The organism is Porphyromonas sp. COT-108 OH2963 (assembly GCF_000768895.1).
Lineage (GTDB): Bacteria > Bacteroidota > Bacteroidia > Bacteroidales > Porphyromonadaceae > Porphyromonas_A > Porphyromonas_A canoris.
Genome location: NZ_JRAP01000009.1, coordinates 25,224 through 42,793, shown reverse-complemented (window position 1 = coordinate 42,793; position 17,570 = coordinate 25,224). Strand labels below are relative to the sequence as shown.

The following is a 17,570-nucleotide window of genomic DNA, read 5'->3' as shown; positions in this document are numbered from 1 at the left end:
GTAAGTATTTAATCGAGAGATGGATAATAGCAAAGAGACGAAACAAAAAGGCGTCAGAAGAGGAGGGAGACAAAAAGGATCTGAAAATGTTATCACAAGAGAGGTTCGTCTTATGATCAAGGACTTTGTTGATAATAACATGGAAACATTTATACAGAGAATGAACGCTCTTGATGAAGTAAATTATTGCAGAACGTTTGTCGCAATTCTTCCATACTGCGCACCCAGGTTGCAAAGTGTGCAGTTTGAAGATCAAACTATCAAGGTTAAAACAATAGAAGACAAACTCGTTGAACTATCGAAAGCAGACAACAACGAATAACGAATAATGAAAGAGATAAGCATAACAATAAAAAAGACGTCTGTCTATGAAGAGGTCTCGAAGACGACGTCTTATATAGCGAAGAACGACGAAAGCACATACGAAAAAGTATTTACATCTGATGCAGACAGGCTGATGCTTGAGACATTTTGGGTCAGCACTTGCGATGAGATCACTCAGGTGGTTAAAGAGTACATAAAAGCAGTTAGCACTCAAAAGGTAACATCAAAAGTGGATCTTTCAAGCGACTATACACTTACACTTGCTATGCCGTCGAGCTTCGACACAAACCTAAGAAGCAGCATAGAGACATCTATACATTCTTACTTTATCAACTCTATATCAAGCAGATGGCTCACAATGACAAAAGGAGAGAATGTTGCTTCTTCTTACGTACAACAAGCACTTGGGCAACTCAAAGAAATTAAGGCTCTCATATATTACAGAGCAAAGCCAAAACGAGTATCAATATAAAACAGAAATAAGATGGCACGAAAAAATCTAACGATTACACTACATATCTCAGAGATGATCTACGACATACAGAACAAAACATTTTTGACAGGTAGATCGAAGAGAGACGATGGGAATCATGACAAGGCTGCATATATGCAGGCAAACAATGACGAAGAAGAACTAAATCAAATACTTAGAAGTATCGGAGATCACTATAACAAACTCAGATCAATACTATCTGAATACATTGAAGATAGCAGCTCAACTGCTTCAAACAACCTGATTTCTTCAAGTAGCAATATCACTCTGGCTCTCTCTATGCCTGAAAATTACAACTCCGCCTCTGCCAACACAATCGCAACAGAGGCGCATCAGTACATAGTTAACAAATCAATAGCAGATTGGTTTGACATTACAAACAGAGAAGGTTCTGCAACGTATCTCGCGAAGTCTCAAGAGAACGTATACAACCTTATCAGATCTATACATCAGAGAAAAAGACCCGTGAGGTCATAATAACAATGAGCTATCATATATACATACCCCGTGATTTAGAGATACAGGCAGGGAAGAAGAAGCTGCAATACTGCTTCGGTCGTGAGGCTCTGTTGTACGACATCTCTAATTATTGCTATGTTCAGGGGCAGGTAATCAGCGAAGAGATAGAAAACGCAAGACACATGACTATAGATGTTGCTCAAGATGGAAACATCGACAGAGTTACAAGGGTCTTGAATCTTGCTTTTGATGAAGTTGTCGAGCTACTTTACAGAATAACAAAAGATGAAGTGGACGACAAGAGCGAATACACTAATGAGTTCCATGTTCCGGAGTCTTATCATGTAACAATGAACGTGCATGACAAATTCTCCATTACAACAGCAAATCTACTGCAAACACTTATACATGAGTATCTTGTATGCAGAGCTGTAGAAGACTGGATAAGCATCACTTATGCACACCTCAAGCCGGAGTGGACGATAAAGGTAGAAGACCTCAAGAAGAAGATTAAAACCGCCCTGACAGGCGCAACAGGCAAGGCAAGAATACCGAAGAGACCTTTCTGACACAACTTCCAGATCGGGCTATTATAGAACAGGGGCGAGAGCGTTGTACTTTCGCCCCTGTTTTTTCTCCACTAAGGTACGATTGATAGAGTTAAAAGGTCGCACGAGCGGTCTCCATAGCCCGTTGTTTTAATTCCCCTCAAAGTTCGATTGTGGCAAATATAAAGATATTAAACCTTCTTAGCCGTCTTCAGTATGTTTTCGAGATCTGAAATAGAAGACACCTTTCTCACTTCTCCGTCGAGTTCGAGATACCCATATATTTGAGTCTCTTTTTTTTTGAATAAATCGTACGGCTGAACCTCCAACACGGATGCAAATTTCTTGATTGTCTCCAGAGTCGGGTTTTTCATCAGGTTGTTTAAGTTTTGCTTCTTGATGCCCAACAATTCCGCAAGCGCGGTTTTCGTCAGACCTCTCTCTCTTAGTAATGTTTCGATATTATCCATCCTCCTAATACTGATACCACAAAATTACTATATAATTCAATCGTAATGTTATTTGTATTACTAAATAAAGTTAAAGTATATGTTAAACATTACTTTTTGTTTGTTTGTAATATTTTTATCATTACCTTTGCAGTGCAAAGATAAAACTCAAGTATAAACCTAAAAACAATTACAGCAATGATAACTATTAACAGCAGCAAGATTGAAGTTCTGAGAGAGAGTTACGAACAACAAGTAAATACTCACGAAATTTCTTTCAGAGAGTACATAGAACTTGAAGCTCAATCAGATCATAATTTCTTCAGATTTCTTTTTAACGAAGAATTTGAACAAGATTTCGACGCAAGTCTAACAGAAGAGCAACGAGAAGAATATGAACGCTTTTTGAACAAGATACAAGACTACAATATCTTCTATGTCGAAGTAGAAGATGAAGAGAATACATTAGTTTGTCGAGTAGAAGAGAAGCTTGAAACAATCAAAGCAAATACGCTAACAAACAACAGCGAAGATACTAAGGTACGATTGATAGTCGTATATTATGATAACGCTCTATTTTTAGTAGAGCGTTTTAATTCCACTAAGGTACGATTGATAGTTTACACCAAGACCTGAGAGTATTATCGCATGTAATGTTTTAATTCCACTAAGGTACGATTGATAGATATATCCTCGAAAGCGACATAAAAAGGAGGATATTCGTTTTAATTCCACTAAGGTACGATTGATAGCCTGCATAGCGTGCAAAATAGCCTCGTCATCGTTTGGTTTTAATTCCACTAAGGTACGATTGATAGAAAATAGACTGCAAATGAAACAAATGATTGTCTTGGTTTTAATTCCACTAAGGTACGATTGATAGATTAGAGACTTCCTGCATACCAAGGTTTGAGAAAATGTTTTAATTCCACTAAGGTACGATTGATAGACTTGATCTGATTGTTCTCTTTTAGCCGGTTTGCTAGTTTTAATTCCACTAAGGTACGATTGATAGCGTGCATAACGAAAGAAGATTCAAGCTGGTACCAAGTTTTAATTCCACTAAGGTACGATTGATAGGGTCAATCGAATAGTCATCAGTGAGAGTGATTGTGCGTTTTAATTCCACTAAGGTACGATTGATAGAGGAGTAAAAAAATAAACATTGCGAGTAAGCTCTTCGTTTTAATTCCACTAAGGTACGATTGATAGCATTAGACTCATCTTGAATGAACTGGTAACCAATCGCGTTTTAATTCCACTAAGGTACGATTGATAGACCGACAACGATTTCCCTGCTTGATTCCCAAGAGGGTGTTTTAATTCCACTAAGGTACGATTGATAGAGGCTTTATTTATCCCCTCTTCCTGGTATGGGTAGTTTTAATTCCACTAAGGTACGATTGATAGTTTCTATGTTCAAGTCAAAACGACATATATAAAGGAGTTTTAATTCCACTAAGGTACGATTGATAGGCGAGACAGAGCGGAATAGACAGACTCTGCATTGTGTTTTAATTCCACTAAGGTACGATTGATAGAGAAAGAAGCCTCTCTCACCGTCCACTTTGTGACCGTGTTTTAATTCCACTAAGGTACGATTGATAGCAATAATGACGAGAGGCGAAAACGGAACATTCCGGAGTTTTAATTCCACTAAGGTACGATTGATAGTGGGAGAAGTGATGCGAGGCGTACCGGGCAACTATTGTTTTAATTCCACTAAGGTACGATTGATAGCTGTTGGGTCTATCAGGATGAGTTTGTTTTCGAGGGTTTTAATTCCACTAAGGTACGATTGATAGAGTCATCAGTGAGAGTGATTGTGCCCGTTATAAAGTGTTTTAATTCCACTAAGGTACGATTGATAGACGCCAATCTCATCTTTACAGATGCGGACGGCAACGGTTTTAATTCCACTAAGGTACGATTGATAGAGCAAGATGCAAGTCTTCGCTGCGGACGCGAATAATTGTTTTAATTCCACTAAGGTACGATTGATAGTTAGACTCATCTTGAATAAACTGGTAGCCAATCGCGTTTTAATTCCACTAAGGTACGATTGATAGAATCCTCTGTTGTTGTATCAATAGACGGAGATAGCAGTTTTAATTCCACTAAGGTACGATTGATAGTCTCTACCGGCTTGAAGGGAAATATCGAGTTCATCAAGTTTTAATTCCACTAAGGTACGATTGATAGTGTCGTACACTAACGACCTTTTCGCGGGAAATTACATGTTTTAATTCCACTAAGGTACGATTGATAGTAGGAAGCCTTTAGACACTTCGTAAGTTCCATTAGACTGTTTTAATTCCACTAAGGTACGATTGATAGCGTCGGCTGCAGGACGCTGGTTGTCCTGCACGCCTTGTTTTAATTCCACTAAGGTACGATTGATAGTTTGTAGTCGAACACTATTTGTCCGTTCGTTCGCCCGTTTTAATTCCACTAAGGTACGATTGATAGCAAGGTGATGATGTCCTTTGCGAAGGGGACCTCCAACGTTTTAATTCCACTAAGGTACGATTGATAGTTGTTATTCCTGAGTCCTCTACTTTTTCTCATCTCTTGTTTTAATTCCACTAAGGTACGATTGATAGACACGCTTAAATAACTCATCCTTAAATTTTTCGGGGTTTTAATTCCACTAAGGTACGATTGATAGGATACGTCGGTACGGTGCTTCCTATCGAGCACCCCGTTTTAATTCCACTAAGGTACGATTGATAGAGGATGGGGGTGAATATCAACAAGATAAAAACAAAAGGTTTTAATTCCACTAAGGTACGATTGATAGTAATCTTGTCCGTCGACGCTGAAACAGACGGACTTGTTTTAATTCCACTAAGGTACGATTGATAGTCGCAGGAGGCATCTTTGGTCTGACGCAGAAGAAGAGTTTTAATTCCACTAAGGTACGATTGATAGGATCGTATAATATCCGATCTGGATGCGCTTTGTAGACGGTTTTAATTCCACTAAGGTACGATTGATAGTCAGCTCCCTTGCCAAAGCCCCCGGCGACCTGGGAGTTTTAATTCCACTAAGGTACGATTGATAGATTCCGCTCTGTCTCGAATCTGCAGCGAGTTCAAAAGTTTTAATTCCACTAAGGTACGATTGATAGGCTACAATCAAGTTCGAGACAGGCATCCTCGCAGGTGTTTTAATTCCACTAAGGTACGATTGATAGTTCTATCTATAAACGTGATAATCTTATTCGTGCCTTGTTTTAATTCCACTAAGGTACGATTGATAGGGTCCATTGCAAAACAGAATATAAGCTGGGGAGTATAGTTTTAATTCCACTAAGGTACGATTGATAGGTTGAATATTTCGTTTTTGGTCTTTTTCATTATTTTGTTTTAATTCCACTAAGGTACGATTGATAGAGACTTAAGTTCAGCATACCTCTCATTATAACCAAAGTTTTAATTCCACTAAGGTACGATTGATAGCTTCATACAAAACTCCAATCCACTTAAGAATTGAAAGGTTTTAATTCCACTAAGGTACGATTGATAGGAAGACGTTTCAAAAACAACTGATAATGTCGAACAGAGTTTTAATTCCACTAAGGTACGATTGATAGTTTCGCTGAAACATGCACCGTAACATCCACACTCAAAAGTTTTAATTCCACTAAGGTACGATTGATAGCCAGCTCTGTCTCACCGCAAGCAGACAGCATCACAAGTTTTAATTCCACTAAGGTACGATTGATAGCCACCACGGCGGCTATCTCGACCTCCCCGTACAGGGTTTTAATTCCACTAAGGTACGATTGATAGTGTCGACGCTCTGCGAGAGCCCCTCGAACACCCGTCCCGTTTTAATTCCACTAAGGTACGATTGATAGGAGTGGGGGAAGGTTTATGTGCTTGATACTTGCAAGTTTTAATTCCACTAAGGTACGATTGATAGCCAAGTGTCCTCTGTATACCGTAGTCGTTGACGACTCGTTTTAATTCCACTAAGGTACGATTGATAGTGCTGAACAGCTATCTTCTGCCCCTTCTTGAATCTCGGTTTTAATTCCACTAAGGTACGATTGATAGAAGTGGACGGTGAGAGAGGCTTCGTTTTGCGCAATAGGTTTTAATTCCACTAAGGTACGATTGATAGCCCGAACGCTTCGGGTATCCCTTCAGTCACAAAAAACGTTTTAATTCCACTAAGGTACGATTGATAGTCGTAAAAAGGAGCTTCGCCCACTCTTTTTTCTGTTGTTTTAATTCCACTAAGGTACGATTGATAGACAAGCGAGATATTTGCAACGAAGGGGCAATTTTGTGGTTTTAATTCCACTAAGGTACGATTGATAGACAGACGCAGCAATCAGAGACGGTCGTCTTGATGCATGTTTTAATTCCACTAAGGTACGATTGATAGAAGAGCGTCGTACTGCACGACGAGAGCATAAACACATAGTTTTAATTCCACTAAGGTACGATTGATAGCTTCGTCTTCATGTTTGTTATATATGTTGTCTGCGTTGTTTTAATTCCACTAAGGTACGATTGATAGCAGCGCTTTGAGATACAACGCTCAGCGGGTCAGTCCTGTTTTAATTCCACTAAGGTACGATTGATAGCGTAGATGCCTTTTTCCAGTCTATCTCGACAGGCGACGTTTTAATTCCACTAAGGTACGATTGATAGCGTGGGGCGTGGAGGATCCTTACGCGAGAGCTATCGCGTTTTAATTCCACTAAGGTACGATTGATAGTTTCTTCTACACGCAAACCTTGCGCTTCCTTGATGGTTTTAATTCCACTAAGGTACGATTGATAGCTACGGATATAAGCATCCGTGAAATTTCCGTCCGAAGCGTTTTAATTCCACTAAGGTACGATTGATAGGGCTTCCGCCCATATTTGGTCTATCTCCTCCTCTGTGGTTTTAATTCCACTAAGGTACGATTGATAGCCCGATTTCGGAAGGAGAAATATTCACGGAGATGCGCGTTTTAATTCCACTAAGGTACGATTGATAGATGCTCTCAGAGCATATCTTGGACTGAAAGGAAAGCGTTTTAATTCCACTAAGGTACGATTGATAGCGTCCACCATCTCCTCGATCGTGATAGGGGTCAATTCGTTTTAATTCCACTAAGGTACGATTGATAGAGCATCATAATGCTCGCACCATTTCTTGACCTCTCCGTTTTAATTCCACTAAGGTACGATTGATAGAACGTGAAGAGCATCTTCAGCTCCCTTGCGAAAGCTCGTTTTAATTCCACTAAGGTACGATTGATAGATAGATGCCAGAAACCAACCCATCTACGAACCACGTGGTTTTAATTCCACTAAGGTACGATTGATAGCTAACAAGAAGCAGCAATGCTTTATACACCTCAAACAAGTTTTAATTCCACTAAGGTACGATTGATAGACATTTGGCATTGCGGTGGTGTTTTTTGTTTTGTAGTTTTAATTCCACTAAGGTACGATTGATAGCGTTAAAAACCGTCATCAGATGTTTTGGAATGTTCATGTTTTAATTCCACTAAGGTACGATTGATAGTTTCAGACTTTTGCACAAGACAAAAATTTAATGCGAGTTTTAATTCCACTAAGGTACGATTGATAGGCCATTGTAGTGTTTGTCTACTATGACATCCATAGTGTTTTAATTCCACTAAGGTACGATTGATAGATTGGTGCGCCAAACCCCGACGATGCGCCCTTTAAGGTGTTTTAATTCCACTAAGGTACGATTGATAGATGAGTACGATACACAGAGCCTTTCAAGTGTCGCGAGGTTTTAATTCCACTAAGGTACGATTGATAGGCTGCTGCCCCCTACTATACCCCCTGTTGCAAATTTTGTTTTAATTCCACTAAGGTACGATTGATAGATCCCACGCCTCTTATCTCGGTCGTCGTGGACGGCTACGTTTTAATTCCACTAAGGTACGATTGATAGAGACAAGATACTTGCAAGGCTCAATAGCGGAGAAAGTTTTAATTCCACTAAGGTACGATTGATAGCCTACTGCGGGAGTACGATATAAGATTTAAGTTTGTTTTAATTCCACTAAGGTACGATTGATAGTGCCCCGACAAATAGCGTCCGAAGCCCCTTGCAGTTGGTTTTAATTCCACTAAGGTACGATTGATAGAAAACCGTACAATCTTAGTTATAATAGAGAATGGGTTTTAATTCCACTAAGGTACGATTGATAGAGGCGTTACACAGTTTGAGCGAGGCGGGGTCTGTGGAGGTTTTAATTCCACTAAGGTACGATTGATAGTTGTTTATGGTCCCACGATGCTTCCCCAATATCCGCGGTTTTAATTCCACTAAGGTACGATTGATAGTCTCGCGGTCGAGGTCTAAGTTCTGCAGGTGGTTCTGGTTTTAATTCCACTAAGGTACGATTGATAGGCTGTTCTTACTTGCTCTACCTTGATACTTGATGCGTTTTAATTCCACTAAGGTACGATTGATAGCAACTGTCCTGATAGCTTTGCGAAATCACAAAGGAGTTTTAATTCCACTAAGGTACGATTGATAGGTTTATGAGTTAATTATTTCTGTATATACAAATTCGTTTTAATTCCACTAAGGTACGATTGATAGAGCACAACAAAATGACACCTACAATTTACACCTATCAGTTTTAATTCCACTAAGGTACGATTGATAGTATACAGGCAATAAAAGCATTCGATCCATCCGCGTGGGTTTTAATTCCACTAAGGTACGATTGATAGTCGTAATCTGCGATATTTCCAAAAGGTATTTTATCTGTTTTAATTCCACTAAGGTACGATTGATAGCCCATGGTGGGACGAGCACTTGCCTCCGAGTGAGGTTTTAATTCCACTAAGGTACGATTGATAGAGCAGAACGTAACCTCCGAGGGGGACAGGGTGATCGTTTTAATTCCACTAAGGTACGATTGATAGGGTTATCTCCTCCACCGTGCAGTGGTGCATAAGAGGTTTTAATTCCACTAAGGTACGATTGATAGCCAACAGCGGTATCGCTATAAAATATCCCACTCGATGTTTTAATTCCACTAAGGTACGATTGATAGGATAGATAGGTGTACCATATGCAGTTATACAATAAGGGGTTTTAATTCCACTAAGGTACGATTGATAGAGTGGGAAGACATCTTTAAGACGCTCTACTGGGACAGAGTTTTAATTCCACTAAGGTACGATTGATAGTTGCAGAGCTAACCACATTTATCGGGTATCTGTATTTGTTTTAATTCCACTAAGGTACGATTGATAGCCCTGCCTCCTGCGTTAGCTCTGTCCAGCGAGTCAGTTTTAATTCCACTAAGGTACGATTGATAGGCTGCGCTGATACACAACGAAAGGGAGGGGTGTGTGTTTTAATTCCACTAAGGTACGATTGATAGAGTCGTCTTGAACCCAAACGGACTTGTTCAAATTCAGTTTTAATTCCACTAAGGTACGATTGATAGTAAGAGAGCAAAGAAAGAGATAAAGCAATGAGCATGTTTTAATTCCACTAAGGTACGATTGATAGGGGTTAGCGAAGAAGTGCTTAAAAAGGCATACATAAGTTTTAATTCCACTAAGGTACGATTGATAGGGGGATGCGATAGTCGTTATAGTTCAATGCTTCGGGAAGTTTTAATTCCACTAAGGTACGATTGATAGAACCCTGTCCGTCGATGCAGAAACAGACGGACTTTGTTTTAATTCCACTAAGGTACGATTGATAGATATAAACAAAATTCCTACTGAATTCCGTTTATCACGTTTTAATTCCACTAAGGTACGATTGATAGGGGAAATGGGAAGCGGTAACGTCCGAGACGTGTATGTTTTAATTCCACTAAGGTACGATTGATAGAACGCGCCCGTTAGGGGTTTGCACCTCTGCATCAGATGTTTTAATTCCACTAAGGTACGATTGATAGCTTGCAGATAACGAGACTCCCGAATTCAGCTTTCAGTTTTAATTCCACTAAGGTACGATTGATAGTCTGCGAGTGTGCTGACTCTCTCCTTCTCCTCCCCTAGTTTTAATTCCACTAAGGTACGATTGATAGAGCGAAAACGGGCAACTCATTATTATGCCACATCTCGGTTTTAATTCCACTAAGGTACGATTGATAGGCTTGCTGAGACGTTGCCGGGCGACGAGACTACGAGCGGTTTTAATTCCACTAAGGTACGATTGATAGCCAACCCTCGTACCACTATCAGACAAGCGCCCTGAGGTTTTAATTCCACTAAGGTACGATTGATAGAGTGGGATGGGACGCATATCGTCAAGCACCCCCAGCGTTTTAATTCCACTAAGGTACGATTGATAGCGAAGACTGCCGTAACCCTGAAACAATAAAAAAGAAAGTTTTAATTCCACTAAGGTACGATTGATAGGCCCTATGTCGATCGTCATAGGGGCGGAGAAGGAGAGTTTTAATTCCACTAAGGTACGATTGATAGTGATCAATCTGGCTGCCGCTATCTCTCTCGTAGAGAAGTTTTAATTCCACTAAGGTACGATTGATAGAACAGACAGAATTGTTGAAGCTCGCGACAGAGGGGGTTTTAATTCCACTAAGGTACGATTGATAGAACGACTATCGCATCCCCCTATCAATCGTACCTTAGGTTTTAATTCCACTAAGGTACGATTGATAGTATAATCCTGATAAGGATTTAGATATAATTAAAGTGTTTTAATTCCACTAAGGTACGATTGATAGAGCAGATCTATTTCGCAGACCCGATTGCTGCTGAAGGGTTTTAATTCCACTAAGGTACGATTGATAGGCCCAGAACCGCATCGTGCCATAGAGGCTCGATAGCGTTTTAATTCCACTAAGGTACGATTGATAGAGTGGTTGTAAAGAGTCGCTATTCTCTTGTAACAACGTTTTAATTCCACTAAGGTACGATTGATAGGATAATCAAACAACACAAACAACGTTTAATTTTAATAGTTTTAATTCCACTAAGGTACGATTGATAGTCAGCATAGAGTCGAGTGTATGTCCCTCAACTTTCTGTTTTAATTCCACTAAGGTACGATTGATAGAGTTTTTGCTGTGATCGTCCGTTGTACATGGTATGGTGTTTTAATTCCACTAAGGTACGATTGATAGTATTCAACTGAACATTTTCGACTTGATAACTCTTCATGTTTTAATTCCACTAAGGTACGATTGATAGAAAGCAAAGCAAACGATCACTACGATGTTTATATTCGTTTTAATTCCACTAAGGTACGATTGATAGGGAAAGACTACTTCAAGACTCGTACGCATTCATACGAGTTTTAATTCCACTAAGGTACGATTGATAGGGGGCAACAGCTATCACGGAGACAAGATACTTGCAGTTTTAATTCCACTAAGGTACGATTGATAGCGATGAACCGGGTCTTGGGAAAACTCTCCAAAGTATGTTTTAATTCCACTAAGGTACGATTGATAGTGGTTCAAGGTGGAAGAGCCTTTAGACGGCTACTGGGTTTTAATTCCACTAAGGTACGATTGATAGGAGAGAGGATGTATATTTCATTTCTCCCCCCTTACAGTTTTAATTCCACTAAGGTACGATTGATAGAATTAAGGCATCTTCTTTCCCCTCAGATTATGATTTCAGTTTTAATTCCACTAAGGTACGATTGATAGAGCATAATTGCCCAATACCCCCACCTCAGCAGGGTGGTTTTAATTCCACTAAGGTACGATTGATAGCCACAACAAATGAAGCTATGAGAAAATCCTTTGAGAGTTTTAATTCCACTAAGGTACGATTGATAGCTAAGTATATATCCTATTTGAGGTGGTTCTTAAGGGTTTTAATTCCACTAAGGTACGATTGATAGTTGCAGGTCTTTTCCCGAACGGCTTAGCCATCTCGGGTTTTAATTCCACTAAGGTACGATTGATAGTAAAAGAGCTTGAAGAATCAAGAAACGGTGAACTGAGTTTTAATTCCACTAAGGTACGATTGATAGGTGTATCACGATAACCCAACATCATAATTTCTGTATGTTTTAATTCCACTAAGGTACGATTGATAGGTCTCGTAATAATTATTGTTGACGCAGAATTGATAAGGTTTTAATTCCACTAAGGTACGATTGATAGATATTTGTGGCGCTTGAGTGTTAAAGTTTCTATATGTTTTAATTCCACTAAGGTACGATTGATAGCAGAAGTCAAAAGAGAGATGCAGCAGTTGGTCGCAACGTTTTAATTCCACTAAGGTACGATTGATAGGGAAATTAAATAGCGTCTGCATCTCTTGCTGACTCTGTTTTAATTCCACTAAGGTACGATTGATAGAAGATTACCGTCTTGTGTACACATCTTTGTATTTTACGTTTTAATTCCACTAAGGTACGATTGATAGGGTGGGTATCGAATCCATAAAATGGCTAACGGATAGTTTTAATTCCACTAAGGTACGATTGATAGCGAGGACGACCGCGCTCGCGGGCTGTTCCAGTTCTAGTTTTAATTCCACTAAGGTACGATTGATAGTACGCTACAACGCGAGCGGGTCTGTGTTGCGGAGATAGTTTTAATTCCACTAAGGTACGATTGATAGAACGAACAAAGGCAAAGTGTTCTCTTGCTTTTCAGGGTTTTAATTCCACTAAGGTACGATTGATAGGAGACCCTCGAACACCCGTCCCAAGTCGCCCGGAGCTTGTTTTAATTCCACTAAGGTACGATTGATAGCAAAATTTTAGGATTGAGCTCAAAGCTCTTTGTGCGTTTTAATTCCACTAAGGTACGATTGATAGTAGAGGAGTTCTTGTCCTTCTCGATCTCAAGAGACAGTTTTAATTCCACTAAGGTACGATTGATAGGATTATTTGCTTTTCGTTATCCGATAGCAGCAATGTCTGTTTTAATTCCACTAAGGTACGATTGATAGCGGTCGTCGTGGACGGCTACGGGCTGGACGAAGCTAGTTTTAATTCCACTAAGGTACGATTGATAGTCTATCTCTGCCTTGAGTGCTGCGCGGTCTGCGTTGTTTTAATTCCACTAAGGTACGATTGATAGAAAAATAAGATTAAACTTATCAACATATCTTGAACCGTTTTAATTCCACTAAGGTACGATTGATAGAAAAGTGAACATGATGGTTATCATATGGAGTATGTCGTTTTAATTCCACTAAGGTACGATTGATAGACAAACAAGTTGTAGAGAATATTGCACATATATATTGTTTTAATTCCACTAAGGTACGATTGATAGTCAGCTCTCCTCTCTTGTTTTGTATTTGTGTATGTCGTTTTAATTCCACTAAGGTACGATTGATAGCTCCTCGCATGAACGTGATACCGCTCGTTGTCGGATGTTTTAATTCCACTAAGGTACGATTGATAGGTTGTCAAACGCCTTAAGCGTTGCGTCCTTAGCCGGTTTTAATTCCACTAAGGTACGATTGATAGAATAGCCGGCAACCGACTCAAGCGGTATGATAGACTGTTTTAATTCCACTAAGGTACGATTGATAGTTCACTAATAAGCTCTCCGGTTATCGTTCTTCCCATGTTTTAATTCCACTAAGGTACGATTGATAGTTAGATATTTGAGGAATCCATTCCGCTGTGTACTCAGTTTTAATTCCACTAAGGTACGATTGATAGTGAACGAAGCATCAAAACTCGTATCAGAAAGCATTCTGTTTTAATTCCACTAAGGTACGATTGATAGGTTCGAGAACCGAATCCGCGCCGTCGCCCATCGTTTGTTTTAATTCCACTAAGGTACGATTGATAGGCTAAGAGGGTGCAGGAGCTGGGGCGCAACGTGAAGGTTTTAATTCCACTAAGGTACGATTGATAGGTATCCTGCTCATGAACCGGAAGTTCTTCTTTCTCGTTTTAATTCCACTAAGGTACGATTGATAGCACCAAGGACGGATCCGGAGATCGCAACGAGGACACGTTTTAATTCCACTAAGGTACGATTGATAGGCCTTAAGCTCTCTCCACTCTTTGCCTGTTATTCTCCGTTTTAATTCCACTAAGGTACGATTGATAGCGCACTGCCGTCGAAGACTCTCGTAACGTTACAGCAGTTTTAATTCCACTAAGGTACGATTGATAGGATATGGAGAACTCAAGTATTTTCTATGTCATGAGTAGTTTTAATTCCACTAAGGTACGATTGATAGATCTTGCTTCCAGTGTTTACACTCTATCAATATAATGTTTTAATTCCACTAAGGTACGATTGATAGACCCCAGCAGTGCGGAGTCTGATACCATCAACAAGCGTTTTAATTCCACTAAGGTACGATTGATAGCGTTGTGAGACGCACTTCATCGTCTCTAAGCGTAAGGTTTTAATTCCACTAAGGTACGATTGATAGAAGAGATAGGTCAATGTTAACAAACCCTTCTGCATTGTTTTAATTCCACTAAGGTACGATTGATAGGATTACAGATAAACTCTTTCCAGCTTGATTACCAAGGTTTTAATTCCACTAAGGTACGATTGATAGCTTGAAATCTTTAGGCTCAAAAACATCTTTATAGTCGTTTTAATTCCACTAAGGTACGATTGATAGACACCTAATTTTGTCGCCTGGAACAACATCCAACCAAGTTTTAATTCCACTAAGGTACGATTGATAGGAATGTTTCATTTGCAAAATCAGTATAATCATCCTTGTTTTAATTCCACTAAGGTACGATTGATAGCATTAGCCTCATCTTGAAGAAACTGATAGCCAATCGCGTTTTAATTCCACTAAGGTACGATTGATAGTGTAAATCTGCTGACAAAGAACGGACTCCGTTTCTATGTTTTAATTCCACTAAGGTACGATTGATAGCCGTAAAATTACATGAAAAAAGTGATGCAAACAAAGGGATAGAGAAGAGAAAGAGGGGATAAATTTTAGGGAAAAGTTGTCGTTCTATAATAATAGAAAAAGAGTGGGAGTTCGACAACAACTCTAATAATTTGATAATCAGATTTTATGGAATTATTTCTGAGAGAATTTGGGAAATAAATGCAGGTCAAATGTAGAGACAGACGACAAAGGGAGAGTTTTATTCCAACTATCTGATTTATTTTCAGACACTTAATAAAGGGAATCAAGAATTGGGTATGTGGGCTCGTATTTGAATATCCTTTCCTAAGATAATAAAATTAAATGCTTAAACAGAAACTTAATGAGTTTAGGAGTAGAAAGAGGGTATAAAAAGAGAGTCGCAATGCCAGATAACATTACGACTCTCTTCTTTTTTGTGGAGAATGACGGATTCGAACCGTCGACCCCCTGCGTGCAAGGCAGGTGCTCTAGCCAGCTGAGCTAATCCCCCTTAAGAGTTTGTTGTCTTGTTGTTGTCCCTCCAATCCCGCCGGTTGAAGTTCTTTCGTAGTCCCAGGCAGATTTGAACTGCCGACCTCTACATTATCAGTGTAGCGCTCTAACCAACTGAGCTATAGGACTGGATAGCAGATCGTACTCCGTACAGACTCACGCCACTCATTTCGACCCCTCTCTTCCGGATCGAATGATATATTATACTATTGAATACATTCTCAACAAGCAGACAGGGTACATTACCCTTCATACCCAAGTAATAGCTGTCTGTCATTTATATAAACAACAGACACGAATACTTCGCTCCAGAAAGGAGGTGTTCCAGCCGCACCTTCCGGTACGGCTACCTTGTTACGACTTAGCCCCAGTTACCGGTATTACCCTAGTACGATCCTCGCGGTGACGTACTTCAGGTACTCCCGACTTCCATGGCTTGACGGGCGGTGTGTACAAGGCCCGGGAACGTATTCACCGCGCCATGGCTGATGCGCGATTACTAGCGAATCCAGCTTCACAGAGTCGAGTTGCAGACTCCGATCCGAACTGAGATGAGGTTTGGAGATTCGCACCCTGTCGCCAGGTAGCTGCCCTCTGTCCTCACCATTGTAACACGTGTGTCGCCCCGGATGTAAGGGCCGTGCTGATTTGACGTCATCCACACCTTCCTCACGGCTTACGCCGGCAGTCTCGCCAGAGTCCTCAGCTCTACCTGTTAGTAACTGACAATGTGGGTTGCGCTCGTTATGGCACTTAAGCCGACACCTCACGGCACGAGCTGACGACAACCATGCAGCACCTACATACATGCCCCGAAGGGTATAAACTGTCTCCAGTCTACGTCATGCACATTTCAATCCCGGGTAAGGTTCCTCGCGTATCATCGAATTAAACCACATGTTCCTCCGCTTGTGCGGGCCCCCGTCAATTCCTTTGAGTTTCATCGTTGCCGACGTACTCCCCAGGTGGATTACTTAACGCTTTCGCTGTAGAACATACATTATATCGCATACTCTTAGTAATCATCGTTTACGGCGTGGACTACCAGGGTATCTAATCCTGTTTGATACCCACGCTCTCGTGCTTCAGTGTCAGTTGTAACTTTGTAAGCTGCCTTCGCAATCGGAGTTCTGCGTAATATCTATGCATTTCACCGCTACACTACGCGTTCCGCCTACAGCATCTACACTCAAGCTCCTCAGTTTCAACGGCAAGACTATGGTTGAGCCACAGCTTTTCACCACTGACTTAAAAAGCAACCTACGCACCCTTTAAACCCAATAAATCCGGATAACGCTCGTATCCTCCGTATTACCGCGGCTGCTGGCACGGAGTTAGCCGATACTTATTCTTAGGGTACTTGCAAATTGCCTCGCAAGGCAAACTTTAATCCCCTACTAAAGAAGTTTACAACCCATAGGGCAGTCATCCTTCACGCGAATTGGCTGGTTCAGGCTCTCGCCCATTGACCAATATTCCTCACTGCTGCCTCCCGTAGGAGTCTGGTCCGTGTCTCAGTACCAGTGTGGGGGTTTAACCTCTCAGTTCCCCTATCCATCGTCGCCTAGGTGAGCCGTTACCTCACCTACCAGCTAATGGAACGCATGCCTATCTGTCAGCTATAAATATTTCCTTGAAATACCATGCAGCATCTCAAGTATATGCGGTATTAGTCCGAATTTCTCCGGGTTATCCCCCTCTGACAGGTAAGTTGCATACGCGTTACGCACCCATCCGCCGGTCGCCATCCAAATCAGCAAGCTGACTCTATGCTGCCCCTCGACTTGCATGTGTTAAGCCTATCGCTAGCGTTCATCCTGAGCCAGGATCAAACTCTTCTTTGTCATTTTGTTTCTATTTTATAATCAGGTAATTGACAGGGTCACTATATCCACTTTATAATGGAGTGTCCCTTGTACTACTTGTTGTATATTGTCCAATATATCTATGATCTCTACTCAGTTACAAACAGGCATTCCCCGTTCGTGGGT

At 40.5% G+C, this 17,570-nt stretch carries 5 protein-coding genes, 2 tRNA genes, 1 rRNA gene and 1 CRISPR repeat array; of the genes, 4 read left to right on the top strand and 4 right to left on the bottom strand.

Features of this window, described 5'->3' with window-relative positions; all coding sequences use genetic code 11:
- The first annotated feature begins 19 nt into the window (after nt 1–19).
- Genes HQ39_RS05975 through HQ39_RS05960 form a run of 4 tightly spaced genes read left to right on the top strand, consistent with a single transcriptional unit; the run spans nt 20 to nt 1,845 of the window.
- Nucleotides 20–322 (top strand): hypothetical protein, encoded by a 303-nt coding sequence (locus tag HQ39_RS05975; protein ID WP_036790464.1) that lies wholly within the window; start codon nt 20–22, stop codon nt 320–322.
- A 6-nt stretch (nt 323–328) separates the two neighbouring features.
- The gene (locus tag HQ39_RS05970; RefSeq protein WP_036864662.1) at nt 329–796 is read left to right on the top strand and encodes a hypothetical protein; all 468 of its coding nucleotides are present in this window, start codon (nt 329–331) and stop codon (nt 794–796) included.
- 12 nt (nt 797–808) lie between these two features.
- The gene (locus HQ39_RS05965; RefSeq protein WP_036864660.1) at nt 809–1,294 is read left to right on the top strand and encodes a hypothetical protein; all 486 of its coding nucleotides are present in this window, start codon (nt 809–811) and stop codon (nt 1,292–1,294) included.
- Between the two features lie 5 nt (nt 1,295–1,299).
- Complete coding sequence (locus HQ39_RS05960; protein WP_052079495.1) at nt 1,300–1,845, top strand: hypothetical protein; 546 nt, start codon at nt 1,300–1,302, stop codon at nt 1,843–1,845.
- Between the two features lie 170 nt (nt 1,846–2,015).
- On the opposite strand, the gene HQ39_RS05955 is transcribed toward HQ39_RS05960, so the two are convergent.
- From HQ39_RS05955 to HQ39_RS05940, 4 genes are all read right to left on the bottom strand, one after another.
- Entirely contained in the window at nt 2,016–2,294 is a 279-nt protein-coding gene (locus tag HQ39_RS05955; protein WP_052079494.1) for a helix-turn-helix domain-containing protein, read from the bottom strand.
- Between the two features lie 568 nt (nt 2,295–2,862).
- Nucleotides 2,863–15,084: direct repeats of the CRISPR family, unit length 30 nt; unit sequence GTTTTAATTCCACTAAGGTACGATTGATAG.
- Between the two features lie 419 nt (nt 15,085–15,503).
- A tRNA-Ala gene (locus tag HQ39_RS05950) sits at nt 15,504–15,577 on the bottom strand.
- A 57-nt stretch (nt 15,578–15,634) separates the two neighbouring features.
- A tRNA-Ile gene (locus HQ39_RS05945) sits at nt 15,635–15,708 on the bottom strand.
- Nucleotides 15,709–15,891: 183 nt separating this feature from the next.
- Nucleotides 15,892–17,423: ribosomal RNA gene (locus HQ39_RS05940) — 16S ribosomal RNA — on the bottom strand.
- Between the last annotated feature and the right edge of the window lie 147 nt (nt 17,424–17,570).